The 23,471-nt window shown below is 58.7% G+C and carries 24 protein-coding genes and 2 pseudogenes; 13 read left to right on the top strand and 13 right to left on the bottom strand.

Annotation, left to right across the window (positions count from 1 at the left end; genetic code table 11):
* The first annotated feature begins 1 nt into the window (after position 1).
* Entirely contained in the window at positions 2-700 is a 699-nt protein-coding gene (locus tag ACYZT6_RS10310; RefSeq protein WP_462026792.1) for a dienelactone hydrolase family protein, read from the top strand.
* Between the two features lie 120 nt (positions 701-820).
* Here the strand turns inward: ACYZT6_RS10310 and ACYZT6_RS10305 are convergent, their stop codons facing one another.
* The 4 genes and pseudogenes from ACYZT6_RS10305 to ACYZT6_RS10290 all read right to left on the bottom strand — a co-directional run bounded on the left by ACYZT6_RS10305 (position 821) and on the right by ACYZT6_RS10290 (position 3,611).
* Positions 821-2,071, bottom strand: a complete 1,251-nt coding sequence (locus tag ACYZT6_RS10305; protein ID WP_462026791.1) for an NHL repeat-containing protein — start codon at positions 2,069-2,071, stop codon at positions 821-823.
* Between the two features lie 184 nt (positions 2,072-2,255).
* Positions 2,256-2,537: a hypothetical protein gene (locus tag ACYZT6_RS10300; protein ID WP_462026790.1), complete on the bottom strand. Its 282-nt coding sequence runs from the start codon at positions 2,535-2,537 to the stop codon at positions 2,256-2,258.
* Between the two features lie 2 nt (positions 2,538-2,539).
* A pseudogene (locus tag ACYZT6_RS10295) lies at positions 2,540-2,957 on the bottom strand (nitrilase-related carbon-nitrogen hydrolase); the annotation flags it as partial.
* Positions 2,958-2,990: 33 nt separating this feature from the next.
* Positions 2,991-3,611, bottom strand: coding sequence for a cell wall hydrolase (locus ACYZT6_RS10290; RefSeq protein WP_462026789.1), 621 nt, complete (start codon positions 3,609-3,611; stop codon positions 2,991-2,993).
* A gap of 166 nt (positions 3,612-3,777) precedes the next feature.
* On the opposite strand from ACYZT6_RS10290, the gene ACYZT6_RS10285 reads away from it, so the two are divergent.
* Entirely contained in the window at positions 3,778-4,629 is an 852-nt protein-coding gene (locus tag ACYZT6_RS10285) for a CAP domain-containing protein (protein ID WP_462026788.1), read from the top strand.
* Between the two features lie 31 nt (positions 4,630-4,660).
* Here the strand turns inward: ACYZT6_RS10285 and ACYZT6_RS10280 are convergent, their stop codons facing one another.
* Positions 4,661-4,897, bottom strand: a complete 237-nt coding sequence (locus ACYZT6_RS10280; protein WP_462026787.1) for a hypothetical protein — start codon at positions 4,895-4,897, stop codon at positions 4,661-4,663.
* A 503-nt stretch (positions 4,898-5,400) separates the two neighbouring features.
* Here ACYZT6_RS10280 and ACYZT6_RS10275 point away from each other — a divergent pair.
* Positions 5,401-7,164 (top strand): L-lactate permease, encoded by a 1,764-nt coding sequence (locus ACYZT6_RS10275; RefSeq protein ID WP_462026786.1) that lies wholly within the window; start codon positions 5,401-5,403, stop codon positions 7,162-7,164.
* Positions 7,165-7,222: 58 nt separating this feature from the next.
* Here ACYZT6_RS10275 and ACYZT6_RS10270 read toward each other — a convergent pair whose 3' ends face one another.
* Positions 7,223-8,101, bottom strand: a complete 879-nt coding sequence (locus ACYZT6_RS10270) for a LysR substrate-binding domain-containing protein (RefSeq protein WP_462026785.1) — start codon at positions 8,099-8,101, stop codon at positions 7,223-7,225.
* A gap of 102 nt (positions 8,102-8,203) precedes the next feature.
* On the opposite strand from ACYZT6_RS10270, the gene ACYZT6_RS10265 reads away from it, so the two are divergent.
* Positions 8,204-8,617 (top strand): ester cyclase, encoded by a 414-nt coding sequence (locus ACYZT6_RS10265; protein WP_462026784.1) that lies wholly within the window; start codon positions 8,204-8,206, stop codon positions 8,615-8,617.
* 176 nt (positions 8,618-8,793) lie between these two features.
* Positions 8,794-9,057 carry a DUF2790 domain-containing protein gene (locus ACYZT6_RS10260; RefSeq protein WP_462026783.1) on the top strand — a complete coding sequence of 88 codons (264 nt, stop codon included), beginning with the start codon at positions 8,794-8,796 and terminating at the stop codon, positions 9,055-9,057.
* 143 nt (positions 9,058-9,200) lie between these two features.
* Here ACYZT6_RS10260 and ACYZT6_RS10255 read toward each other — a convergent pair.
* The 3 genes and pseudogenes from ACYZT6_RS10255 to ACYZT6_RS10245 all read right to left on the bottom strand — a co-directional run.
* Positions 9,201-9,299, bottom strand: a pseudogene (locus ACYZT6_RS10255) (DUF6124 family protein); the annotation flags it as partial.
* Between the two features lie 435 nt (positions 9,300-9,734).
* Positions 9,735-10,793 (bottom strand): IS110 family RNA-guided transposase, encoded by a 1,059-nt coding sequence (locus ACYZT6_RS10250; RefSeq protein WP_462029924.1) that lies wholly within the window; start codon positions 10,791-10,793, stop codon positions 9,735-9,737.
* Between the two features lie 162 nt (positions 10,794-10,955).
* Positions 10,956-11,903, bottom strand: coding sequence for a DMT family transporter (locus ACYZT6_RS10245; RefSeq protein WP_462026782.1), 948 nt, complete (start codon positions 11,901-11,903; stop codon positions 10,956-10,958).
* 146 nt (positions 11,904-12,049) lie between these two features.
* On the opposite strand from ACYZT6_RS10245, the gene ACYZT6_RS10240 reads away from it, so the two are divergent.
* Both ACYZT6_RS10240 and yghX read left to right on the top strand, forming a co-directional pair.
* Positions 12,050-12,895, top strand: a complete 846-nt coding sequence (locus ACYZT6_RS10240; RefSeq protein WP_462026781.1) for a LysR family transcriptional regulator — start codon at positions 12,050-12,052, stop codon at positions 12,893-12,895.
* Positions 12,896-12,954: 59 nt separating this feature from the next.
* Entirely contained in the window at positions 12,955-13,842 is an 888-nt protein-coding gene (gene yghX, locus ACYZT6_RS10235; RefSeq protein WP_462026780.1) for a YghX family hydrolase, read from the top strand.
* A 290-nt stretch (positions 13,843-14,132) separates the two neighbouring features.
* Here yghX and ACYZT6_RS10230 read toward each other — a convergent pair whose 3' ends face one another.
* Positions 14,133-14,921 carry a DeoR/GlpR family DNA-binding transcription regulator gene (locus ACYZT6_RS10230; protein WP_462026779.1) on the bottom strand — a complete coding sequence of 263 codons (789 nt, stop codon included), beginning with the start codon at positions 14,919-14,921 and terminating at the stop codon, positions 14,133-14,135.
* A 115-nt stretch (positions 14,922-15,036) separates the two neighbouring features.
* Between ACYZT6_RS10230 and ACYZT6_RS10225 the strand changes: the two genes are divergently transcribed.
* Positions 15,037-15,918 carry a serine hydrolase domain-containing protein gene (locus tag ACYZT6_RS10225; RefSeq protein ID WP_462029923.1) on the top strand — a complete coding sequence of 294 codons (882 nt, stop codon included), beginning with the start codon at positions 15,037-15,039 and terminating at the stop codon, positions 15,916-15,918.
* Between the two features lie 276 nt (positions 15,919-16,194).
* Here the strand turns inward: ACYZT6_RS10225 and ACYZT6_RS10220 are convergent, their stop codons facing one another.
* Positions 16,195-16,863, bottom strand: coding sequence for an ATPase (locus ACYZT6_RS10220; protein WP_462026778.1), 669 nt, complete (start codon positions 16,861-16,863; stop codon positions 16,195-16,197).
* Between the two features lie 342 nt (positions 16,864-17,205).
* Between ACYZT6_RS10220 and ACYZT6_RS10215 the strand changes: the two genes are divergently transcribed.
* From ACYZT6_RS10215 to ACYZT6_RS10195, 5 genes are all read left to right on the top strand, one after another.
* Entirely contained in the window at positions 17,206-18,882 is a 1,677-nt protein-coding gene (locus ACYZT6_RS10215) for an MFS transporter (protein WP_462026777.1), read from the top strand.
* Between the two features lie 114 nt (positions 18,883-18,996).
* On the top strand, positions 18,997-19,902 hold the full coding sequence (locus tag ACYZT6_RS10210) for an alpha/beta fold hydrolase (RefSeq protein ID WP_462026776.1): 906 nt from the start codon (positions 18,997-18,999) through the stop codon (positions 19,900-19,902).
* Between the two features lie 292 nt (positions 19,903-20,194).
* A complete protein-coding gene (locus ACYZT6_RS10205) occupies positions 20,195-20,620 on the top strand; it encodes a hypothetical protein (RefSeq protein ID WP_462026775.1) in 426 nt (141 codons plus the stop codon).
* A 189-nt stretch (positions 20,621-20,809) separates the two neighbouring features.
* A complete protein-coding gene (locus ACYZT6_RS10200; RefSeq protein ID WP_462026774.1) occupies positions 20,810-21,058 on the top strand; it encodes a hypothetical protein in 249 nt (82 codons plus the stop codon).
* Positions 21,059-21,311: 253 nt separating this feature from the next.
* The gene (locus tag ACYZT6_RS10195; protein ID WP_462026773.1) at positions 21,312-22,055 is read left to right on the top strand and encodes a hypothetical protein; all 744 of its coding nucleotides are present in this window, start codon (positions 21,312-21,314) and stop codon (positions 22,053-22,055) included.
* Positions 22,056-22,095: 40 nt separating this feature from the next.
* On the opposite strand, the gene ACYZT6_RS10190 is transcribed toward ACYZT6_RS10195, so the two are convergent.
* Together ACYZT6_RS10190 and ACYZT6_RS10185 are read right to left on the bottom strand one after the other, a co-directional pair.
* On the bottom strand, positions 22,096-22,902 hold the full coding sequence (locus tag ACYZT6_RS10190; RefSeq protein WP_462026772.1) for a hypothetical protein: 807 nt from the start codon (positions 22,900-22,902) through the stop codon (positions 22,096-22,098).
* 191 nt (positions 22,903-23,093) lie between these two features.
* A complete protein-coding gene (locus ACYZT6_RS10185) occupies positions 23,094-23,294 on the bottom strand; it encodes a YbdD/YjiX family protein (RefSeq protein ID WP_462026771.1) in 201 nt (66 codons plus the stop codon).
* Between the last annotated feature and the right edge of the window lie 177 nt (positions 23,295-23,471).

Genomic DNA, 23,471 nt, shown 5'->3' with positions numbered 1-23,471 from the left:
CATGAGCGTGACCACCCAATGGATCGAGATCGACAGCGACGAAGGCACATTCGGCGCTTACCTGGCGATTCCGCATACCCGCAAAGGCCCGGGGATCGTGCTGATCCAGGAGATCTTCGGCGTGAATGAACACATCCGCTCGGTTGCGGAGCAATACGCCGCCGATGGTTACCTGGTGATCGCGCCGGACCTGTTCTGGCGCAACGGCCACCGCATCGAATTGACCTACGACGAAGCCGGCTGGAAACGCGCCGTCGAATTGATGAACGCCACGGACATCGACAAGGCACAGGCCGACATCAAACTGGCCATCGACGCGCTGGATGCGCAACCTGGCCTGGACGGTGGGATTGCTTCCATCGGTTATTGCTTCGGCGGCTTGCTGTCCTACCTCACCGCCACCAACGGGCTGGTGGAAGTGGCCGTCGCCTACTACGGCGGCGGGATCCAGAATTATCTCGACCGCGCCGATGAAATCGAGGTGCCGCTATTGATGCACTTCGGTGAACAGGACAGCCACATATCACTGGAAGCCGTGGAGAAAATCGCCGAGCGTTTCGAGAACAACGACAACGTGGAAATTGTCGTGTACCCGGAGGCCGAGCATGGCTTCAACTGCTCCCATCGCGACAGCTACAACCAGCGTGCAGCTGCTGAGGCGCATGGCAATACGTTAATCTTCTTGGGGCAGGAACTGTAAAGGTCGACGCTAATGTAAAAGGCACCTTCATCTGCCGATGAAGGTGCCTTTTTTGTTTGCAGCCGATTTTGCCGCCAGAGTTGTGGCAGACGGCCCTTAGGTTGCTTTAACACCGCAGATTCAGCCGTGATAACGACTCACTGACGGTTCATTTGTTTTCCGCCCAGCGACGATAATTTGAGTGCCTGCCTGGACGCCCACGCTTGTCGTTTGATTAGGGGTGTGTTCGTCGTTCGGATTGCTGATCCCCATAGGAGAAAAAGTTGTGTCAGCAAATCCGTCTTTGGTAATGCGACCGACGACGCATAGGCGCGCATCTACCTCCCCCGCCGCGACAATCGAGTCATTTGAATCAATATCTGCCGACGTCCACTGCAGTTTTCTTAGCGGAATCCTGGTGATGACATCGTTCGCATTATTAAACGTCACGTCGTCTGTTCCATTGCTGAGTGTTCTTGTTATCCACCCATTGGTGCCATTTGAAATCGCACCGATTGCGACAAGTTTGTTGTCGGATTGCAGGAGGATTTGATTCAGTCTGATAGGTCCGTCGATTGACTTGAATACAGTGATGCCGTCTTCTTTGCCAAAGGAGCGGTCTGTCTGGCCAGTTGATGTATAACCGGCAACAAAACCTTGATTCGGAGTGAATCCTGCCAAAATAATCCTGCCGTCGGCTTGTTTTACTACACCGACAGTCGAGGTATTTTGGTTGTTATGACGGAAGAAAATATAACCTAGGCCGCCCAGGTTCTTGTCTAAGGTGCCCTGCATTGTCAGTTGAATCAGCAAGCCCCAATGTCGGTATGGCCCAGGCGCGCTGTTGTTAACCGAAATGAGGATCTTACCGTTCTTCGTTTCAGCGACCGCCAAGGTATCAGTAGCACTCGTTTGCAGCGTTTCCGAGGAAAGTGCCTCGTTTACTTGCGGTGCGGGCTCCTCGAATCTGAACTTCCCAAAAACCAGGTTCGGAGATCCATTGGCATGAAACAGTGCCGCAGCCGGGAAACTCGGGGCTAACGAGGTGTCCCGAACGTGTCCCGACACCAGAATTTGATCGTTGTCGATGACGGTCAGACCGCTGGGTGTCGAGAGACTTGCAGCTGTACCGAACCGATCTTCAGAATAACCCGTTGCAGTCGGCCCGAACGTAGTGTCCAGCTCACCTGTTTTGTTCAGCCGGAAAAGTTTGAACATGCCCGTGCTGGTACTGATAACTCCGATGATCTTGCCCTGATTAACACCTTCAGCTTTCAAGACAACCATGGCCTTTACTTCCGATCCCTCCAGCGACCGGGTTCCATAGGCACCAAAGGTGAAATCCAGCTTGCCAGGTTCATCCAATGGCTGAGAATCGTTTTGAGAAAACATGGGGGGACCTCCGTGGTCTGAGTTCCCGTGCAAAGCACAGGTGTGAGTCATTCAGCCTGCGTAAATGCAATCGGTAAACTGTCAGAGTTGACAGTTGGCGTATGGCCATACGCTGAAAAAGTCTGCCCCTAAAAAACGCAAAAAGCCCCGCCATTCAAATGGCGAGGCTTCTATTTTTCAGCGCTTACTTGATCAACATCCCCAGCGGACTCAGCGGCCCGATCGGCATCAGTTCGAAGGTCAGCAAATCAACCTCTCCCAGCGGCAATGCCTTGAGTAAACGATCAGCCTCCTCGACCGAGTCAACGGTCATCAGGAAGATCACCCCCGCTTCGTTGTCGCGCATCCAGAATTGTTCCATCTTGCCGTCCAGGTACTGCAAGGTGGCGGGCACTTCGGCGGGCAGGTAAGCCACACGCTGTTCGGCGGTCAGGGGTTTGAGTGTTCCGATGGCCATGACTTTCATGATCACACCTCTTCCGTTTGCGCAGAGACAGCCAGTTTCGGCTGATCGTTGCGTTCGTGAACATGGCGATGGGGCGTGCGGTCGATGTTGAGGCTCAGTATTTCCGGACGACTGTAATGACCGCGGCCGTCCATCTAACGTTTACGGATTTCGATCTGGATCAGGTCGATGTCAGCGATCACTTCGCCCTCGCCTTCGGTCAGTGCGCCGACGACTTCCCCTTGAGAATCGATGATCGCGGTGTAGCAACCGCCGGAGATCGGGCCGATCTCGCAACCGGTGTCGGCCATGATTTGCGCCTGCTGTTCCGGGTAACAACCACGCGGTCGAGTTCACCACGAAGCAAGCTGATTCCAGGGCGTGCATGCGGATGCTGACTTCCATCTGGCGGGTGAACAGCGGACCTGCGAACAGCATGGGCGCTCCATCGAACGCCCTAAAACACAGGACCTTCTACTTCGCCGTCCCATCACGCGGCTTGTAAAACCGGAACATCCCGGTTTCAGCCGTTTTGATGTATTCCTTGGCCCAGACCGGTTTCACCGTGCGGTCATGGAAATACATCGCGCCACCGGTGCGATCCGGCAGCTGTTTGTTCAACGCCTTGCGCGCGATTTCCTTGGCCAGGGCATATTGGGTTTCTTCCTGGACCGAGTCCGACTTCCCATCGCACCACCACGAAAACTGGCAGCTCCTGGTTTCGGAACCTTGCTTGACCACCGCGCACACCGTGTCGGGAAAACCGGCGTGGCCGAGGCGGTTCATCACCACGTTGGCGACCGCTTGCATGTCGGTGGTGTCCTTGCCCTTGGCTTCCCAGTAGATGGAGCGGGCCATACAGGTGATCGCATCGTCCAGCGGGGACTTGCCGGCCGGATCGACGGCCTGGACTTCGGATTGGGTGATCGCCTCGGATTTCGGTACGGGCAAATCCCCGCCCTTCTCCGCGGCTTTGTGCTCAAGCACCTGGGCCTTGTCTTCGGCTACTTCTTTTTTTTGTTGCTGGTCGTCGGCGATGGCCTGACCGGCGAGAAGGGTAATGGCGAGAAACGTAGCTGACCATTTGAGGGGCATGATGGAGACACTCTGTAGGGCGTCGAGGGAAGCGCCCAGTGGGCGACTTGGCTTCAGTGTAGTAGCCAAATCATGTCAACAGGCACGCAACAATCTGCAAAAAGGCATTGCGCGGCATGGGGTGAAATCGCGCATCATGGGCGCACTCAGTTCAAGGAGGATTTCCATGCGCGTTCCGTCATCCGTTTTGCGTGTTGCCGCGTTGTCATTGGGGCTGGTGTTCACCGCCACGGCGATGGCCACCGAAGAGACGCAACTGGTCGAGTCGATCAACGTTTACCGCAGCCAGGTACAGCGTTGCGGCGGTCAGGTGTCATCGGAATTGCCACCGCTGACGAGCGATCCGCGCCTGGTTTTATCGGCCAGCGGGCCCGTCGATTTGCAGCAGGCCATGGCCCGGGCGTCGTACCCGATGGTCAACGTGCAGGCGATCACCATGTCCGGGCCGCGTGATGCGCAGTCCGCCATCACGGCGATCAAGGAGAGCTTCTGCCAGGTGGTGCTGGACTCGCAGTTCGTCGACGTCGGTGTCAGCCACGAGGGGCGCGACTGGCGTATTGTGCTGGCGCGACCGCTGCTGACCGCGCGCCTGGGCGACGCCGCAGCTGAAGGCCAGAAGCTCCTGGAAATGCTCAACACCGTCCGCGCGCAACCTCGTCAGTGCGGTGGCCAACCATTTGCGGCAACCACACCGCTGACCTGGAACGCGACGTTGGCGACCGCGGCCCAAGAACATACCCGGTCGATGGCCAATAACAATTTCTTCGACCACAAGGACCGCGACGGCCGCACCCCGGGTGATCGCGCTGAACTGGCGGGTTACAACTTTCAGGAGATCGGCGAGAACATCGCTGCCGGGCAAGACACCCCGCGCAAGGTCGTCGATGGCTGGCTGGCCAGCTCCGGGCATTGCGCCAACTTGATGAATCCGAAATTCCGCGAACTGGGCGCGGCCTATGCGACCGATCCCAAGAGCGATGCGGGAATTTACTGGACCGCCATGTTCGGTACGCAATAAGGGCGATGGTCGGAGCGGTGGTTCACCGCTCTTACAACGTATGTTGGCTGTCGCCGATTTTTTTGGCTTTATCGATTGCCCACTCCATAGCGTCTTCCATGTCTTTCAGGTGCGGGGACGGATGCTCGTCCTCTTCAATCACCGAGCCGTCCGGCCGGTAAACACCGATGAACATCTTCAGGGAGCCGTCCCTCAATATCTCGGCTTTCACCTCGATCCTGCATCCGTTGGAAAGCGTCTCCTTGTGTTCCTCATGGCGTTCAGTCATTGCTGCATCCTCTCGTCGGTGATAGCCGAGTAATGGGTTAACCGGGAATAACCCCCTTCTGTGCAAGCCGTTTCAACGCGTTGATCATGATCTCCTCATTGTTGACGACTTCGGTAAAACCCGCACGCCGAATCTTGTTCATGTCGCTAATCCTGTCGGGGGCCAGCCCGCCCGGTTGAAATTGAATACGGGTATCTGAACCTGTAGCAGCTGCCGAGCAGCGCGAGGCTGCGTTCGGCTGCGCAGCAGTCGTCAAACCTGAACACGCGGTTTACCTGATAGACCGCAGTGCCTGACTTTACGACTGCTTCGCAGCCGAACGCAGCCTCGCGCTGCTCGGCAGCTGCTACAAAGAGCGCGCAAGGGGTGGTTACGCGCCTGATTTTGCGGCAGGAATTGCCCGCGACGAACCTCCCGAGACAGCGGCGTAATGCCACCTATACTCCATTCCACCAACCCCACCCGGGGCCTGCACTACCAACAATAAAAAGCAGAGGTGGAACATGGTCTGGCAGCAAATCTACGATCCCTTCGGTAACCCGGTGCTTTCAACCATCATGGCGGCAGTGCCCGTGGTGGTGATGCTGGCATCCCTGGCGTTTTTCCATATCAAGGCCCATCTGGCGGCCTTGCTGGCCCTTGGCTCGGCGCTATTGATCGCAATCTTTGCCTTCGGCATGCCCGCGGACATGGCCGGCTCGGCGGCACTCTACGGCGCCGCCAACGGCCTGCTGCCGATTGGCTGGATTGTGCTCAACATCATCTTCCTGCACCGGCTGACCACCGAAAACGGCTCGTTCAAAGTGCTGCAGGATTCCCTGGCGCGCATCACCGACGATCGACGCCTGCAACTGCTGCTGATTGCCTTCTGCTTCGGCGCCTTCTTCGAAGGGGCGGCCGGGTTCGGCACGCCGGTGGCGGTGACCGGGGCGATTCTGATCGGGTTGGGTTTCTCGCCGCTGGCCGCCTCCGGCCTGGCATTGATTGCCAACACCGCCCCCGTGGCGTTCGGCGCGCTGGGCACGCCCATCATTACCCTGGCCAAGGTCACCGGGCTGGATGAAATGGAGCTGTCGATGATGGTCGGCCGGCAACTGCCGTTCTTCTCGGTGCTGGTGCCGTTCTGGTTGATCTGGGCCTTTGCCGGCTGGCGCAAAATGCTGGAAATCTGGCCGGCCATTTTGGTCGCCGGGGTCAGTTTCGCCGTGCCGCAGTTCCTGGTGTCCAACTACCACGGGCCGATGCTGGTGGACGTGATCGCCGCGCTGATCTCCATGGCGTGCCTGACCGGCTTCCTCAAGGTCTGGAAACCGGCCACGATCCACACCTCGGCCGCCCTGACCGGGCGCGTCGACAACTCGAAAATCGACGAGGAATATCAGCAAAAGCCCGAGGCCAGCGGGACCTTTGCCAGCGATGCGAAACCGGCGGTGATGCGCGCGTGGATGCCGTGGATCATCCTCACAGTCTTCGTCTTCGCCTGGGGCACCCAAGGCTTCAAAAACTTGTTCGACACCCGCCCCGCGATCGATCCGGCCACTAACTCGGCCAAGCTCGACCCTCAAGGCAAACCGATGCGCGAAGCCAACCCGATCTTCGCCCCGGTCGTGACCTTCACCACCATTCACCAGCAGATCGAGAAAGTGCCACCCGTGGTGCCCGCGGTTAAAACCGAGGAAGCGGTGTACAAGTTCACCTGGTTGACCAGCACCGGCAGCGGCATCCTCCTGGCGGCCATCGTCGGTGGCCTGCTGATGGGCTATTCCATCCCGCAACTGGCACGCCAATACCTGCGAACGCTGTGGGTGGTGCGCTACTCACTCATCACCATCGTGGCCATGCTCGCGCTCGGCTTCCTCACCCGTTACTCGGGCCTCGACGCCACCATGGGCCTGGCCTTCGCCGCGACCGGCATCTTCTACCCCATGTTCGGCACCCTCCTCGGCTGGCTCGGCGTAGCCTTGACCGGCTCTGACACGGCCTCCAACGTGCTGTTCGGCGGCTTGCAACGGGTGACCGCCGAGCAATTGGGGATCAGCCCGGTGTTGATGGCTGCCGCCAACAGTTCCGGCGGGGTCATGGGCAAAATGGTCGACGCCCAGTCGATCGTGGTCGCGTCCACGGCGACTCGCTGGTACGGGCATGAGGGGGAGATTCTGCGTTATGTGTTCTTCCACTCGATTGTGCTGGCGATTCTGGTCGGTGGGTTGGTGACGTTGCAGGCGTATGTGGCGCCGTTCAGCAGTATGGTGGTCGGCGGACACTAGATATCAATCGGTCCATAACCCGGGCAAGCCGCCCGGGTTATGGCTTTTAACGCACGGATCAAGTCAGACTGCTCCCCGCCATCAACCCCTCCGTCAGCAACGACACCAACGGCTGCACAAGATGCTGAGTACGAACATCATCGCCAACCACCGCCACCTCGGTGCTGGGCAAGGTCGGTAACTTCTCCGACGGTTCCAGTATCCGCATCCCCTCCTGCAAAAACGAAGTCCCCAACGCCGTAATCCCCAACCCGCCCGCAACGGCTGCCTGAACGCCCATCAAACTGCTGGCCAGACAGGCTGATGCCCATTCCCGCCCGACAGTGGCCAGAGCCTCGATCATGATTGCCCGGTACGCACAGGGTGGCCGCATCATCACCAGGCGCACAGGTTTTGACGCTTCGATTTTGTAATCCTTCGCGGCAATCCACACCAACGGCTCGCGCCAGATGACTCGGCCTCGCGTGGTGCCGGAACTGAATTTTCGCTTGGAAATGACCACGTCCAGCAACCCGGTTTCGTAGTCGGTGAGCAGGTCGTCGCTCAGGCCCGTGGTCAGCTCCAGTTGAATGTCGGGATACAACTGGGTGAAGCGCGACAGCAGCTTGGGCAGTTGGGTCGGTACAAGGTTTTCCGAGATCCCCAGGCGCAGCAGGTTGACGGTGGCCGGCGCTTTGATGTCCCGCATGAAGGTGTCGAAATGCACCATCATCCGGCGCGCGCCCACCAGCAGTCGCTCGCCGTCCGGGGTCAGCGTCAGCGCGCGGCTGGTGCGTTCGAAGACGCGAAAACCGAGCACCTCTTCCAGCCTGATGATTTTCTGGCTGACTGCCGATTGCGACCGCGCGATCACCTCGGCAGCAGCCGTGAAACTGCCGGTCTCCGCCACCGCGATAAACGCCCGTAGCAGGTCGATCTCAAGGTCGCTGGCTTGCATGATTAATTCGCCTTTCAACTGGATGCCATTAAATTTATGCGTTTGTGTTCTAGATAGCAAATGCCGAACATCGTACTCAACCTGAATACGAGGAGTTCGAAAATGGCAGTCAACAAAGCAGTAGAGATTGTTGAACGTTTCTGGCGTGAAGTGTGGCAAGCCAAAGACCCGCAAGCCGCAGCGCGCTTTGTGGCTGAAGACTTTGTCATCACTTCTGGCGGTATGGATATCGTCGGCCGCGAAGCGTTCATTCAATGGATCGGCGTCTTTCTGTCAAAAATCGAAGACTTCGAATTTGGCAGCATCGAGACGTTTCAAAATGCCGAAGGCACTCGCGTCGCCTCTCGCTGGAAACTGGCCGGAAAGAACCAGGGTTTTATCGGTGGCCGCACGTGCAACAGCCCGTTTGAAATGCTCGGCACGGCGGTCTGGGAAGTTCGTCCGGACGGCCTGTTGGCGCATAACTGGGTCGAGCGTAATGCGCTGGAAGTTCATCGCGACTTGATCGGGTTTTGAATACCCGAGTTGAACTGCAACATGAAACCGACAACTTTTTTCATATTGCTTCTGCAGATCCTGACACCCCCACACGGCGCACGACCACCTGAAGTCGTGATGGATGTCAGGAGCCTTTTGCATGGATCGGCGTTGCAGTATTCGCCGACCTGTTTGAAATAACCGGAGACACACCCATGAATACCCGTGCTTTGTTCGCCAGTGCTGCTTTTGCCTTTGTAGCACTCACCAGTAACGCGTTTGCAGACACGCCAAACGTACCCGCCAAGCCTTATCACTACGGCATGCCGATCAACGTGGCCAAAGTCATTTCCCTTGAGGAGCCCTCTTCCGCCGATTGCGAAGTGGTCAACGCCAAGCTCACTTATCTGGACGACTCAGGGAATGTCAAAGCCTTTACCTACTTCAAGATGGCCCAGGCCTGCGAAGAGCAGAACTGAATGAGGGGCCCTAAAACAAAAGCCGCATTGAACGGCAAGCCAATTGACCCGCTGTTGCATCGCATCAGCGGGTCTTTTTTTACATCGAATTAAAGATGATCAAGCGCTGGCAACTGCCGTGGTATTCAATCGACTGACCCCACCTACTTGGGCAGATCAATCTTATCCAACACCCGGTTCGCCGTGATCTCCGCCACCATGATGCTGTTGGAAATGCCCAGCAAGGCGTAGCGCGACCTCCCCCTCCAGATGAGCCGCCTGGTTCGAAAAATCATTTACGCCGTAACGCGATCTGTAGCAGCTGGCGAAGCCTGCGTTCGGCTGCGCAGCAGTCGTAAAATCAGTCGATGCGGTGTAACAGGAAAACCGCATGCTCAGGATGTACGACTGCTTCGCAGCCGAACGCAGGCTTCGCCAGCTGCTATGTATGGACTTGCCCCCACTGTCTACCCGCTTTTGAAAAACCGCCGCCCCGTTGCATCTATGTATTAGGCCTATTCGAGGAAGCCGTCTTCGGCTTCTGGCCAAAATTGGAAGAGCTCGTGGTATGCCGATTACAGTCAGGCCTCGAAGGCCAGTAGCAGCTAAGGCATCAATCCACGCCGGTCTTACCTGGGGTCAATTTTTTTTCAGCAAAGGGCCGGACAGTTAGTACCTCGGTGGCAGAACTCTGTCGCTCAGTGGCTCATCGTCGCTTGCTGGCCATCACCCGCCTGGCGACGATAAGTCTGGTCATTCTGTAGAAGCACCCAGACGATTCGCAGGTTGCGGTTGGCTAGCCTGATCGCAGCCTCCTTACGGCCCAGTCGGCTCATCCAGCGCAACAAGCGGCGGTCATCGGGTTGCTGGGAATCAGGTCGTAGTTGTTGCAGTACCGCATGGGCTCCCTGGATCATCAGGCTGCGTAAATAAACATCGCCTCGCTTGGTCATGTCCCCCAGCCGGACCGTCTGCCCGCTGCTGTGCTGGTCAGGCACCATGCCAAAGTACGCGGCAAACTTGCGGGCATTGGGAAATCGCTCAGGCTTGGTTTCCTTGGCCACCAGTGCCGTGGCAGTGACTGGGCCGATGCCGCGCACAGTCATCAGTCGCTTCGCCGTCATGTCGGCGTTGGCGGCCACTTCCAGGCGCCCCGTCAGCACGCTGATGCGCTCGCCCAAATGGCGCCACTCGGCCAACAGTTCGTCGATCAGTTCACGCAGCACGCCCGGCACCGGCTGGGTGGCATCTTCCAGTACCCGCGGAATTTTCTGGCTGATCGCAACATCGCCCTGCGCCAAGGCCACGCCATGCTCGAGCAGCAGGCCGCGCATCTGATTGCTCACCGCCGTGCGTCGACGCACATAGCCCTGGCGGGCGCGATGCAATGCCTGCATTGCCAGCGCCGCAACGCTTTTGACCGGCACTGCGTAGATCTTTTCATCGCGACCAGCCCGCAGAATCGCCAGCGCATCGTTGCGATCATTTTTAGGCCCGCTGCGATGTGTGGCCACCAAACGGGCTGGAAGAATCCGCGCCAGATTGCCTTGGTCTTGCAGCTGCCGGGCCCAGGCTTGAGCACCCGGACCGGTCTCCATCAGAACCACGACATGAGGTGGCAACTGGCGGAGAAACTCATAAAACGCCTCGCGCGACTTGATCCGCTGCTCGTAGTGCACCTGGCCGAGGACATCTTCCCCGGCGACCTGAAAGACCTGCTTGGCCAGATCGACCGCCACGGTGGTGCAGACCGACAAATCGGAAGAAGACAGGGATTGATCAATCGAAGTATGCTTTTTCATGGACTCGCCCTCGCTGTCGTTGGCTGTTTAGACTGCCACCGTGGCGCATTGACGCCTCGGCTTGGGCGAGTCCATCCAATTACAGGAGTTGTGTTATCGGGGAAACTGGCGGAGGTATCAGGCTGCTTTATCTGCCAGGCCAGTACGGACCTTGACCACCGAGGGTTGCGCCGTGCTGAACACCAACCCCGATGCAAACACCACCCCAAGAATCACGCCACCCGCCCCCAGCAACTGCCAGACATTGGGCAACACACCCAATATCGAGGACACCAGCATGGTGAACACAGGAGCCAGGTTGAAGAAGATCGACGTGCGCGCCGCACCGATGGTGTGAATGCCTTTGAACCACAGCAGGTAGGCAATCAACGAACCGAAAACGGCCAGGTAGACAACGGCGCCATGAACCGACAGCGAAGCGGTGCCGATCGCGGCAATCGGGTTCTCATAGATGAAGCCCAGCACGATCAGGCCAATGACACCGAACAACATGGAAAACGTGGTGGTTTCCAGTGGGGTCGAGTTTTTGACGAAGCGACGGGTGCCGACCATGTTGGCGGCCCAGGCGACGCTGCCGGCCAGAATGATTGCGTCGCCGGTCGCCACTTTCAGCCCGAGCAGTACCTGGATATCCCCGCGCGTAATCACCAGGCCGACGCCCAGCAAACCCAAAACCAACCCGATGGCACGGCCGCGATCAATGCGCTCGCCTTCCAGCAGCACCGCAAAGATCATGGTCCACAGCGGCGTGGTCGCCAGGATCAGTGCGCCGTTGATCGGTGTGGTGGTTTGCAGGCCAAAGAAGGTCGCGAGGTTGAACGCGGTAAAGCCCAGAAGGCCCAGACCGATAAAGGCAGGTAGATTTTTCTGCAGCGTGCTGAGGCGCAACTTGCCCGCCAGGCCGAAAATCAGCACGAGCAACAGGGTGGAAATGGCAAAGCGTTCAATAGAGGCGCTAATCGGTGCCATGCTCTTGATGATGTAGGCACCCGCGTTGAAGTTCGTGCCCCAGAAAAACGTGGCTCCGACAATGCCGGCATACGCGAGAGGCGTTGATTTTGACATGGCTTTTTCCTCGTCAAGTCGTGCGATGAACACGCCGCAAACTGCGGAATGCTTCAGACCTGCTTGTCAGGTGTTGAAGGATTCTTGCAGGCTTGGCTCTGGGGCAGAATTCCCCATTTATTCACCCTTCATGTGAGAAAACGCCCATGTTCGACTGGGAGGATCTTCGCTACTTCATCGTCTTCGCCCACGAGCAGTCCTTGTCCGCGGCGGCGCGCAGGCTCAAGGTCGACCACGCCACCGTGGCGCGGCGCATCAGTGCGCTGGAGAGCTCGCTGAACCTCAAGTTGGTGGACCGGCGTCCTCGTTCCTATGTCATCACCGAGGACGGGGAACGCATCGCGCAGCTGGGGCGGCGCATGGAAAGCGAGTCTTTCGCGGTGCAGCGCACGGCACTGGCCGGGCAGGATAGTTTTAGCGGCGAAGTCACCGTCAGTGCCCCGCCCGCCCTCGCCTGCGCGTTGATCGCGCCGCGAATAAACGCGTTGCGTACCCAACATCCGCAGCTGTCGTTGCAGTTGATTGGCAGCCTGGACAGCGCTTCGTTGTCGCGGCGCGAAGCCGACATTGCCGTGCGCCTGAGCCGCCCCAAGGAACCGGACCTGGTGGCACGCAAAGTCGCGACGGTGCAGTTCCACCTGTATGGCTCGACGGATTATTTATCCAGAACGGCCCCGGAAGATCTGGCCTTCATCGCCTACGACGAGACCATGGAGCAAACCCCGCAACAGGTCTGGCTCAAGCAACAAGCAGGCGATCGGCCGATCCTGCTGCGCAGCAATGATTTGAATATCCAGGCGACCATTGCCCAGGCAGGCGCAGGCGTTGCGGCATTGCCGTACTTCCTTGGCGAGCACTACGGCTTGCAAGCGATGGAGACCATGGGCACGGGCCTCGCGCGTGACGTGTGGCTGGTGGTCCATAGCGACATTCGGCACACGCCGTCGGTGCAGGCGGTGATGAGTTTCCTGGTGTCCTGCTTCGAAAACTGAGTCCGTGCGCCAAACACTGCTTTACTGTTTCAGATCCTGAACCAACGGGAAGCGCCCCCATGGACCGTCTCACCGCCAAAGACTTCGCCCCGGAACTGCTTGAGCTCTACGACTACTACGCCCACGGCAAAATCAACCGACGCGAGTTTCTTGATCGAGCCGCGCTGTTCACCCTGGGCGGTTTGACGGCCAGTGCCCTCCTCGCCGCCCTGAGCCCGAACTACGCGCTCGCCGAGCAGGTTGAATTTACCGACCCGGACATCCTCGCCGAGTACATTTCTTACCCATCGCCCAAGGGCCACGGCAATGTCCGCGGTTATCTGGTGCGCCCGACCAAAGCCACGGGCAAGGTGCCGGCGGTACTGGTCGTGCATGAAAATCGGGGGCTCAATCCTTACATCGAGGACGTCGCCCGACGCGTCGCCAAGGCAGGGTTCATTGCGCTCGCCCCCGATGGCCTGAGTTCAGTGGGCGGCTATCCCGGCAACGATGAAAAGGGCAAGGAGTTACAAGCCACTGTCGATCCGGAAAAGCTGATGAATGACTTTTTCGCCGCCATCGATTGGCTGATGAAAAACGACAAGACCACGGGGAAAGTCGGCATCACCGGGTTCTGCTATGGCGGCGGTGTCTCGAATGCGGCGGCGGTGGCCTACCCGGAACTGGCGGCGGCCGTTCCTTTTTATGGCCGTCAGCCAAAGGCCGAAGATGTGCCGAAAATCAAGGCGCCGCTGCTGCTGCATTACGGTGAACTGGACAAGGGCATCAATGAAGGATGGCCGGCCTATGAAAAAGCGTTGAAAGCGTCGGGCAAGACCTACGAGGCGTTCATTTACGCAGGCTGCAATCACGGTTTTCATAACGACTCCACGCCTCGCTACGATGAGGCCGCGGCGAAGCTTGCGTGGGACAGGACAGTGGCGTGGTTCAACAAATACCTGGTTTAGGTTCAAAAGATCGCAGCCTCGTTTCACTCGACAGCTGCTACAAGCAACCGGTGTAGCAGCTGTCGAGTGAAACGAGGCTGCGATCTTTTGGGGTTGTACAGGGGTGGGCTACGCAGCTATCAATTGCTTCGATCTTTTAAATCATGAAGCCGAATTTTTTATTTCTCAGTGGCGAGTTCAGGATGGCGCCACCTCTGATAATTCGGGCGACAGCTTCATGAACATCAATTTTGCGTTTGCGTGCTTGATCGTGGTGTCGTTTGCGATTGCGCTGGGACATGGCTGATCGCTCAGGCGTCCGCTTGCACCACTTCGATTCCCAGCTTGCGATAGTCGTCGATGTCGCCCGACGCCACGTGACGCTCGGTAATCAGGGTGTGCAAACGTGAGCACGGCACGACGATGTACGGTTCCACCGCACCCAGTTTGTCCGCCGTGGTGACGGCGATCACTTGCGAGGCACTGTCAAACAGCGCCTGCTTCACTGGCACCTCATCAAAATGCAGCGAGCTGATGCCGACCTCCGGATGAATCGCACAAACCCCGGTAAACAGCACGTCAGCCTTGATGCCTTGCAACAAGCGCACGGTCTCGTGACCGCTGACCGACATCGTCGCCAGGTTAAGTTGCCCACCTGCCAGAATCACCTTGATGCCTGGATATTCCGCGAGGGTAATCGCGGTCAACGGCGATGTGGTGATGGCCGTGATGGAAATATTCGAAGGCAAGGACCGGGCGATCTGCAGCGTTGTGCTTCCCGAATCGAACATCACGATCTGACCGTCCCGGACGTGTCGCACGGCGAGTTGTGCGAGGTGCACTTTCACCTCGTCGGTTTCCCCCACCCGAGTGAGGAAATCCTTGCCCGTGTCCTTGGGCCGCGGCAGCGCGCCACCATGCACGCGTTGCACCAGGCCGGCGCTGTGCAGCTCCGACAGATCGCGGCGAATGGTGTCTTCCGAAACGGCGAAGTGCTGGCTCAGTTCCGAGGCCATGACCTTGCCGTCGCGTTCGAGGATCAGGAGGATTTTTTGTCGGCGGACGGAAGGAAGCTCGGATGCCGCGTGCTGATCATGCATGTTTTTGCCTGAATATGCGTGTTTGTGCGAGATTAGCCAAAGCGTTGCTCAAACACAATCGTGGTTTTGTTTTCTGGCAAACTCCTTCGGCGCCTCCATCCAGAGCAGTCACTTCATGCATTTCGCCCTCGTCTCAAACGGTTTATCCCTCACACCAGACCAGCCCGACGTCACGGTGACGTGGTGGAGTTTTACCAAGACGGTGCTCGCCGCCGCGGCCCTGTCGCTGGTGCGTGATGGATTGATCGGTTTGGATGATGCGGAGCCGGAAGGTCCTTTCACGTTGCGTCAACTATTGCGGCATGAAGCGGGGCTTGCGGATTATGGAGAGCTCGCCGACTACCACACCGCCGTGGCCCGCCATGAGACACCTTGGTCAGCCGCTGACATGCTGCAACGGCTTGATGCTGCCCGGTTGCGCTACGCGCCGGGAGACGGCTGGCGATACTCGAACGTCGGCTACCTGTTCGTCGCCAGACTGATTGAACGCGTGACAGGCCTCGCGCTTGAGGAAGCACTGAAGCAACGGGTGTTTTCGCCTCTCGGTTTATCGCACGTGCGCCTGGCAACGACGCGAAGCGATCTGGAGGGCGTGAACATGGGAGCGGCCTCGACTTACGACCCGGGCTGGGTCTATCACGGATTGCTGGTCGGTCCACTTGCTGACACCGCCCTGTGTCTGGACCGTCTGTTGAGCGGGCACCTGTTGCCGCAATCATTGTTGCGGGAGATGCAAACGGCACGCACGCTTGGCGGACCGATTGCCGGACGTCCCTGGATTGCTCCGGGTTACGGCCTCGGTCTGATGCAGGGCACCGTGGAGGGAGGTCTCACCTTGAGCGGTCACACCGGAGCCGGACCGGGCAGCGTCGTTGCGGTCTACCGCTGCGTTGAGGGCGGCAGCACGGCGAGTTGCGCGGTGTTTTGTGAAAGTGGCGAGGAAGGCGCTGTGGAGGCAGAGGTTGTGCGCCACCTGAAGAGCGCAGCACTTGAATAAATCTGAAATCATCTGGCCGCCTTCCTCAAAAAGGGGGGGCTATACCTCAACGCGGGGAGTACACAAAACCTGTGGCGAGGGGGTTTACCCCCGTTCGGCTGCGCAGCAGTCGTAATCCTGTGTACGCGTTTTTTCTGAATTAACGTAGTTGCAGGTTTTGGGGCCGCTGCGCGACCCAACGGGGGTAAACCCCCTCGCCACAGGATTGTGTGCGGTCAGACCTCGATGTGGGGAATTCACACATTTGACGGATTAACGGATCACGTTGAATGTGCATCAGTATCTAGCCACTTGCACCCCATTACCCGACGTCACCAACGCCTTCAGCGAAGCATCAAACTGCTTCAGCGCATTCACCTGCACTACGTTTTGCTGGTCAATCTGCGCGGCAATCTCCGGGGCGGCTTTGCCATGCACCCACACCGAAGGCATCTGCTGTTCACGTGAACCTTCGGCCTGGCCAATGTATTGCAGGTTCGAGTCGTAGAACTTGGCCAGGAAACGCGCTTCAACCTGGTTGTTGCGTTTGGACACCAGACGGCTGTAGGTGTCCAGCATCACCACCACATCCGGATGGGCTTGCACCACGGCGTCGAGGTTGTCGTAGACGGTCACCGAAGCGAATTGTTTTTGCAGCGAGCCCATCAGCCAGTTGATCGCCCGCTTCGGATCGGAGCTGTTGACGAAGGCGTTGCTGATGCGCGAATCCAGCGCCGGGTTCTTCGCGCCGTTCAGCGCGACAGAATGGTACTGCTCAAGGTATTCGATCGTGTTGAGGGTGTTTTCGCTGTAGAGCACGCCGACCGATTGAGTGTGCTGCAAGCTGGCGGGGCTGTCGGCCACCGGAAGGAAATGGCAGGACGGGTCAGCCGCGTAAGCCGGCACGGTGGCGGCAACACCGCCGGTCAATACAGCGACAAGGGCCAGCAAGGTAGAGATTCTCATCGCGCAGGTTCCTTCAGAGGCGACTTTGGTATGACGCTATCCTCCTCTCATGACAAAAAAACTGAACTTGCATTCCTTGATGGTGATTATTGATTAAACGAATGGTTGCGAAATAACGCCTGAGGCATGACCCAGCGCCTGATCCAACGGTTGAGCATGATGTCGAGTGGATATCTGCGAGAAGCCGATTATGCTTCATGAAACCTTGCAGCGATGCGAGGCAGTCAACCTGTGTGCATGCTTCGCGCAATCCGTAATCTGACGACATCAGCCCAAGGGCCTGGGTGCGGCAAAGAGGTAATGGGGTACTCCGGCCTATAACAAGAACGACGGAGAAGACTCATGGCCGCAATCGACAACACCTCCACGGGCAGTGCGCCCCACCATGGCATCACCAAGGAGGAGCGCAAGGTCATCTTCGCCTCGTCCCTGGGCACCGTGTTCGAGTGGTACGACTTTTACCTTTACGGCTCCCTGGCCGCGATCATCGCCAAGCACTTCTTCGCCGGCGTCAATGAGACAACGTCCTTCATCTTCGCGCTGCTCGCATTCGCCGCGGGCTTCGCGGTGCGTCCATTCGGTGCCATCGTTTTCGGCCGACTGGGCGACATGATCGGGCGCAAGCACACCTTCCTCATCACCATTGTGATCATGGGTATCTCCACCGCCATCGTGGGCTTTCTGCCCGGCTACGCGACCATCGGCGTGGCGGCGCCGATCATCCTGATCACTTTGCGCCTGTTGCAAGGCCTGGCGCTGGGTGGCGAGTACGGCGGCGCGGCGACCTACGTCGCCGAGCATGCGCCGAAAGGCAAGCGTGGCTATTTCACCTCGTGGATTCAAACCACGGCGACCCTCGGCCTGTTTCTGTCGTTGCTGGTGATCCTCGCCTGCCGCACCATCCTCGGCACCGAAGCCTTCGAGGCCTGGGGCTGGCGGATTCCGTTCCTGCTGTCGATCCTGCTGCTGATCGTTTCGGTGTACATCCGCTTGCAGCTCAGCGAGTCGCCGGTGTTCCTGAAAATGAAGGCTGAGGGCAAGGCCTCCAAGGCGCCGCTGACCGAATCCTTCGCCCGCTGGGACAACCTCAAAATCGTGATCATGGCCCTGCTCGGAGGCACCGCTGGCCAGGCCGTCGTCTGGTACACCGGGCAGTTTTATGCGCTGTTCTTCCTCCTGCAAACGCTGAAGATCGACCCGCAGACCGCCAACTTGCTGATTGCCGGCTCGCTGCTGATCGGCACGCCGTTCTTCGTCATCTTCGGCAGCCTGTCCGACCGCATCGGCCGCAAAGGGATCATCATGGCCGGCTGCATTATCGCAGCGCTGACTTACTTCCCGATCTTCCATGCGTTGACCCAATACGGTAACCCCGACGTGTTCGTCGCGCAGGAGAAGAACCCGGTCACGGTGATCGCCGATCCCGACCAGTGCTCGTTCCAGTTCGACCCGGTGGGCAAGGCCAAATTCACCAGCTCCTGCGACCTCGCCAAAACCGTGCTGGCGAAGAGAGCCATCCCGTACAAGAACGAGAAGGCCGAGCCGGGTGCCGTCGCGCAAGTGCGCATCGGTGACAAGGTGATCCAGAGCTTCGAGGGCACCGGCATGCCGGCCGCCGACTTCAAAGCCAAGAACGATGCCTTCACCGCTTCCCTCGGCGCCTCGCTCAAAGAAGCCGGCTACCCCGAGAAAGCCGATCCGGCCAAGACCAACTACCCGATGGTGCTGTTGCTCCTGACTATCCTCGTGATCTACGTGACCATGGTCTACGGCCCGATCGCTGCCTGGCTGGTGGAACTGTTCCCGGCGCGCATCCGCTACACCTCGATGTCGCTGCCCTACCACATCGGCAACGGCTGGTTCGGCGGCTTCCTGCCGACGGTGGCGTTCGCCATGGTCGCGGCCACCGGGGATATCTACTACGGCCTCTGGTACCCGATTGTCATCGCCGTGATGACGGCCGTTCTGGGCATATTCTTCATGCCGGAAACCAAGGATCGGGAGATTCATCACACCTGAGTCTGGCACCTGCCCTCTCGTGCGAGCGAGAGGGCACTCCTGCTTCGGATCAAACGGTCTACGCTCATCCACATTGCTTCGGGCCTTCCCCGGGCACTGACGGGGGGCACCGTGATGATCCGTATCCTGTTGAGCGCTTTTCTGCTTGCACTGAGCATCCCGGCCCATGCCGGCGTGACGCCCTTTCCTGCCGGTTTTCGTGTTCAGGACATCCCGGTCGAAGGCGCGACAATTCATGTGCGCGTCGGTGGCAAGGGCCCCGCCGTGGTGATGCTGCATGGCTTCGGTGACACCGGCGACATGTGGGCGCCACTGGCTGCCGACCTGGCCAAGGACCACACCGTCGTGGTGCCGGACCTGCGTGGCATGGGCTTGTCGTCGATCCCGGACAGCGGCTACGACAAGAAGACCCAGGCGGGCGACATTCGCGGGGTGTTGGCAGCGTTGAAGATCGAGCACGCGGTGGTCATCGGCCACGACATCGGCACCATGGTCGCCTTCGCCTACGCCTCGCGTTATCCGCAGCTGACGGATCGCCTGGTGGTGATGGACGCGCCCGTGCCGGGCATTCCACCCTGGAACGAGATTGTTCGCTCACCGATGCTGTGGCACTTCGACTTCGGCGGGCCGGATGCCGAACGTTTGGTCGCCGGTCGTGAGCGCATCTACCTGGACCGCTTCTGGAACGAGTTCGCTGGCGACCCGACCAAGGTCGATGAAGCGACCCGTCAGCACTACGCCAAGCTTTATGCCCGCCCCGGCGCCATGCACGCGGCCTTCGCGCAGTTCCGCAGCATTCGTCAGGACGCAGTGGACAACGAATCGTCGATGAAGACACGCCTGACCATGCCGGTGCTGGCCATCGGCGGTGAGAAATCCTTTGGGAACAACGAAGCAATTGTGATGCGCAACGCGGCGGACACGGTGACGGAAGTGGTGATACCGGGGGCGGGACATTGGCTGATGGAAGAAGCGCCGACGCAGACCATTAAGGCGATTCGCGAGTTTATTGCGCAGTAGAGCCACAACTCGACCTGAGTAGCAGCTGGCGAAGCCTGCGTTCGGCTGCGCAGCAGCCGTAAAACCTGAACACGCGGTTTTCCTGAAACACCGCAGTTACCGATTTCACGACTGCTTCGCAGCCGAACGCAGGCTTCGCCAGCTGCTACAGGGTTCGAGGCGTACGGATGTGTTATGGCTTCACAGCCCAACGCATCAAAAAACGAATTGAACCCTGCGCCTCATCGTGTTTTCGAAACCCTATCAGCGCCAATCTTTGATCACGAGCGGCGCCATTGGAGAGGAAATCCCGATGAAACGTAGACTGCTGTTTCTGCTCGCCAGCCTGAGTCCCACGCTGGTATTCGCCGAAGGCTGTGATGTCCTGACCCGATCCCAAAGCCCTTCGGTGCCGGTGGTCGAGTCCCATACCTGCTATGAGTACGAAGGCATGCCGGTGAACGCCATCGATTGGTCATGCAGCAACGAGAGCAAGGAGATGCTCACCAGCACCAAGAAAAAAGTCGAACAGTGCGACGATCACTATCAGGCCGCGTGCATCGCGACGCTGACCCAGGAATCGCTGGCCAACCCCCACTCCACCAGCAAGGACAAGGACAGCAAGTCGCTCAACATTCCCGACAATGCCCAGGTCACCACGTATTACTACGGTGCGGAACACTTGAACCAATCGAAGATCGATTGCGAATCGGGCGGTGGGCACTGGAAAGCGAAGTGAGGTCGCGGGCTGATACATCGCCGTTACATCGCTCTATTTTCTGTATCCGCGTTGTTACCTTACCGACCGTGTTGTCACTTCTACAGTGCGCGGCAGGCCAATAGAGTATTGGCTTCGGTGTGTGGGCAGGGACGAAAAACGTGCCGGCTTGCAGTCCGCCGATCCCCCCATCACGGAAGAGGTGACATCATGAGTTTCGTAACCGTTGAAAAAAACCAGAGCAGTGCCCCGTCGGAAGCCGACATGAAAAAGGCCATGACCGACTCTGGCGGTAAACCCGGGGAAGTCACCGGGAACAATGCGGCCCGGAAACTGACCTACACCGGCACGGTCAATCACACCGTGTACGAGAACAAGCTGATCGAGATTGCCAAAGGCAAACGGACCAGCTGGAACTTTGTCTGGGCCGACGCGAAGGTGAGTAGCCCAGCTGTATGAGCCACGGTGGGGCGGTCGCACGGCCGCCCTGCTGTTTCGACTTGCAGATCCCCTTGATACAACCCGGTTACGCACGCTGTTACCTTGCCGGGTCAACCGCCCTCCCCGCTGTAACGCCAAGACACTTCGCCGCCCTGAATCCTGCGCCTACTGTGAAGCCGTCAATGGGTTTAGAGGGTGCTGCCCGATCACTTGTCGGATTCGCTGCCCGCTGCCCATTGATTGCCTAACACAACCAAGGAAGAGGAAAGCCATGAGTAAGTCGAGCGCTGTGAGCAATCAAAGCCTGCAACTCCACAATGATGTGCAAGAGGCCTTCAAATCGTTCCAGAGCGTTGCCCCAAAGAATCTCAAAACGTCGGACTACAGCAAGGTGTTGACGTCAACCCTGGCGGCCACTCAAAAGTCAGTCACGATCGAGATCGCAGCCGCTGACCTGACCCTGCTCAAGCAGTCAGGCTACAAGCTGTGCTTTGCCAAGAAGGTCGGTAACGAAGCCTATAACGTTGTCTGGCAGTCCTATGACAAGTACCTGAGCAACAACGGCTTCAGCTGGACACCTCAGTACCAACTGTTCGGGTCCAATAGTTTTCAGGCTGACGTGACGGTGAAGGTCTCGACCAACATCGTCACGATCGGCCTGGGGCAACAATCTGTGCTCAGCGCGGAAGGCTTGTTGGGCCCGGCGGTAACCGGTGGCCCTGATACCTCCATCACCCTGGATAACGAATACGGCCCGATTCACCCCGGCATCAACCAATTGTCCGTCGGCATCGACGGCCAGCAGATCAGCACCCCGATCTACGTTGCCACGAACCAGGTGGTCACCGGCAATACCGTTTTGACCCCCGTCGAAACCATTCTCGTGTGGTTCGAACAGAACGTGCAGACCAGCACCATGTTCAGCACTTCGCGGTCCAAGGCCATCGAAATCGACCTGACCGTCGTTAACGATGCAACCCGCCTCTACGAAGACGGTGCCTGGAAAACCGTGTAATCGTCGCATCGAGGGGCAGCCTTGCGGTTGCCCCTTTTCCTCAGGAAACATCACCGCCGCCCCGGGCGAAATAGCCCGTCAACGACCGACAGATCGACTCCGCCAGGTCTTCCTGGGTCGCGATGCCGTAAGGTCGATTGCGATCGAATTGCTCTGACCAGCGGATCCGGCCCTGAGCGACATCAATCAGGCGCACCGATGCGCGGACCCGGCTCGGCTCCACCCGCACGCTGCCCTCGAGGGAATAGTTACCGCGCCCTGCCCGCACAACGTCCAGTGCTTTAACGCTGTTTCGCGGCACCTTCATCAATACGTGGTTGCCTTGGCTTTGCGTCTGCTCGAACGACTCGAACAGCCGGCAGCTCAACTCTTCGCACAAGCCCCGGGTAAAGTCGTCGCCGTCGCGGGTGATGCAGGTAAACGGCTGAATCTGCAGGACCGGATGGCGAGTCGCGAGGCTTTTGGGTCTGAGCCGCTGGTAAGCCAGCCGATAACAACCGGCCGGTAGGCTCAGTCGAACCGGGTCTTGCTGACCCAGGGTGGCGTAATGAGCCGCGAGCTTGCGCCGCAACCGCCCCACCTGGACGCGCACCACCGGGTCGTCACCCGTGCAGTAAACCGACGGGTCACGGCGAAACACCGCAATGCCGATGGCGTGCTCGGTGAGCGGAATATTGGGAAATTGAAGGTCGTGATCGACCAGGAAACGCAGCAAACTGCCCATGCGCCTGGACTTGGCAAACACCGGACTGGCCAGCAACAGCGCCAGCACTCGCTCTATTTCTTGACGATCGAGTGGTTCGGGAACGCCCTCGGCACTCGTATTGCCTACGTGCTTGATCACCATTGCCTGCCTCCGTGCAGGTTACCGACAATCGCTCGCCACCCCTGTTGAGGTGGATATTGATACTGAAGTCGTACTCCATGGCCACGCTCAACGCCCGAGCCCGTAAAGGCTCGGACGCTGCAACGTCGAAGCTTAGCAGCCGTAACGCAATGGCGAAGATATTGTGCGGATTGCCGCGTTGCGAGCGGTTTTCAGCAGCAGCGCGTCGTGCATTGCTTGCCGCCGTAGCGGGCTTCCTGACGCTCACGAAGAAACGCCGAATGGCTCATGACCGGTTCTTCCGGGTGTTTGAGCGCCATCTGGGTAACGTAATTGTCGTAATCGGGGACGCCGATCATCAAACGTGCGCTCTGGCTGAGCAGTCGGGCGGCTTGCTGCAGTTTGCGGAACATGGCAACGCTCTCATTGTGAGGGGGGACGGGACCATGAAAGCGCACTTATGTATCTGGAATGTGTCCGCGTGGCAATGTGTCCAACACCCGCCATCAACCGCACCGCATAACCTGTAGCAGCTGCCGAGCAGCGCGAGGCTGCGTTCGGCTGCGCAGCAGTCGTAAAATCCGAGAACA

Source organism: Pseudomonas sp. RT6P73, from assembly GCF_054897715.1.
This window is presented reverse-complemented; position numbering and strand designations above follow the sequence as displayed.

Bases quoted from the DNA above. Each gene is read 5' to 3' on its own strand.
- ACYZT6_RS10195 (WP_462026773.1), top strand. From the start codon at position 21,312: ATGAGTAAGTCGAGCGCTGTGAGCAATCAAAGCCTGCAACTCCACAAT.
- ACYZT6_RS10305 (WP_462026791.1), bottom strand. From the start codon at position 2,071: ATGTTTTCTCAAAACGATTCTCAGCCATTGGATGAACCTGGCAAGCTG.
- ACYZT6_RS10240 (WP_462026781.1), top strand. From the start codon at position 12,050: ATGTTCGACTGGGAGGATCTTCGCTACTTCATCGTCTTCGCCCACGAG.
- ACYZT6_RS10280 (WP_462026787.1), bottom strand. From the start codon at position 4,897: ATGACTGAACGCCATGAGGAACACAAGGAGACGCTTTCCAACGGATGC.
- ACYZT6_RS10245 (WP_462026782.1), bottom strand. From the start codon at position 11,903: ATGTCAAAATCAACGCCTCTCGCGTATGCCGGCATTGTCGGAGCCACG.
- ACYZT6_RS10215 (WP_462026777.1), top strand. From the start codon at position 17,206: ATGGCCGCAATCGACAACACCTCCACGGGCAGTGCGCCCCACCATGGC.
- ACYZT6_RS10310 (WP_462026792.1), top strand. From the start codon at position 2: ATGAGCGTGACCACCCAATGGATCGAGATCGACAGCGACGAAGGCACA.
- ACYZT6_RS10275 (WP_462026786.1), top strand. From the start codon at position 5,401: ATGGTCTGGCAGCAAATCTACGATCCCTTCGGTAACCCGGTGCTTTCA.
- ACYZT6_RS10185 (WP_462026771.1), bottom strand. From the start codon at position 23,294: ATGTTCCGCAAACTGCAGCAAGCCGCCCGACTGCTCAGCCAGAGCGCA.
- ACYZT6_RS10270 (WP_462026785.1), bottom strand. From the start codon at position 8,101: ATGCAAGCCAGCGACCTTGAGATCGACCTGCTACGGGCGTTTATCGCG.
- ACYZT6_RS10300 (WP_462026790.1), bottom strand. From the start codon at position 2,537: ATGAAAGTCATGGCCATCGGAACACTCAAACCCCTGACCGCCGAACAG.
- ACYZT6_RS10220 (WP_462026778.1), bottom strand. From the start codon at position 16,863: ATGAGAATCTCTACCTTGCTGGCCCTTGTCGCTGTATTGACCGGCGGT.
- yghX (WP_462026780.1), top strand. From the start codon at position 12,955: ATGGACCGTCTCACCGCCAAAGACTTCGCCCCGGAACTGCTTGAGCTC.
- ACYZT6_RS10290 (WP_462026789.1), bottom strand. From the start codon at position 3,611: ATGCCCCTCAAATGGTCAGCTACGTTTCTCGCCATTACCCTTCTCGCC.
- ACYZT6_RS10260 (WP_462026783.1), top strand. From the start codon at position 8,794: ATGAATACCCGTGCTTTGTTCGCCAGTGCTGCTTTTGCCTTTGTAGCA.
- ACYZT6_RS10205 (WP_462026775.1), top strand. From the start codon at position 20,195: ATGAAACGTAGACTGCTGTTTCTGCTCGCCAGCCTGAGTCCCACGCTG.
- ACYZT6_RS10265 (WP_462026784.1), top strand. From the start codon at position 8,204: ATGGCAGTCAACAAAGCAGTAGAGATTGTTGAACGTTTCTGGCGTGAA.
- ACYZT6_RS10190 (WP_462026772.1), bottom strand. From the start codon at position 22,902: ATGGTGATCAAGCACGTAGGCAATACGAGTGCCGAGGGCGTTCCCGAA.
- ACYZT6_RS10285 (WP_462026788.1), top strand. From the start codon at position 3,778: ATGCGCGTTCCGTCATCCGTTTTGCGTGTTGCCGCGTTGTCATTGGGG.
- ACYZT6_RS10230 (WP_462026779.1), bottom strand. From the start codon at position 14,921: ATGCATGATCAGCACGCGGCATCCGAGCTTCCTTCCGTCCGCCGACAA.
- ACYZT6_RS10210 (WP_462026776.1), top strand. From the start codon at position 18,997: ATGATCCGTATCCTGTTGAGCGCTTTTCTGCTTGCACTGAGCATCCCG.
- ACYZT6_RS10200 (WP_462026774.1), top strand. From the start codon at position 20,810: ATGAGTTTCGTAACCGTTGAAAAAAACCAGAGCAGTGCCCCGTCGGAA.
- ACYZT6_RS10225 (WP_462029923.1), top strand. From the start codon at position 15,037: ATGCATTTCGCCCTCGTCTCAAACGGTTTATCCCTCACACCAGACCAG.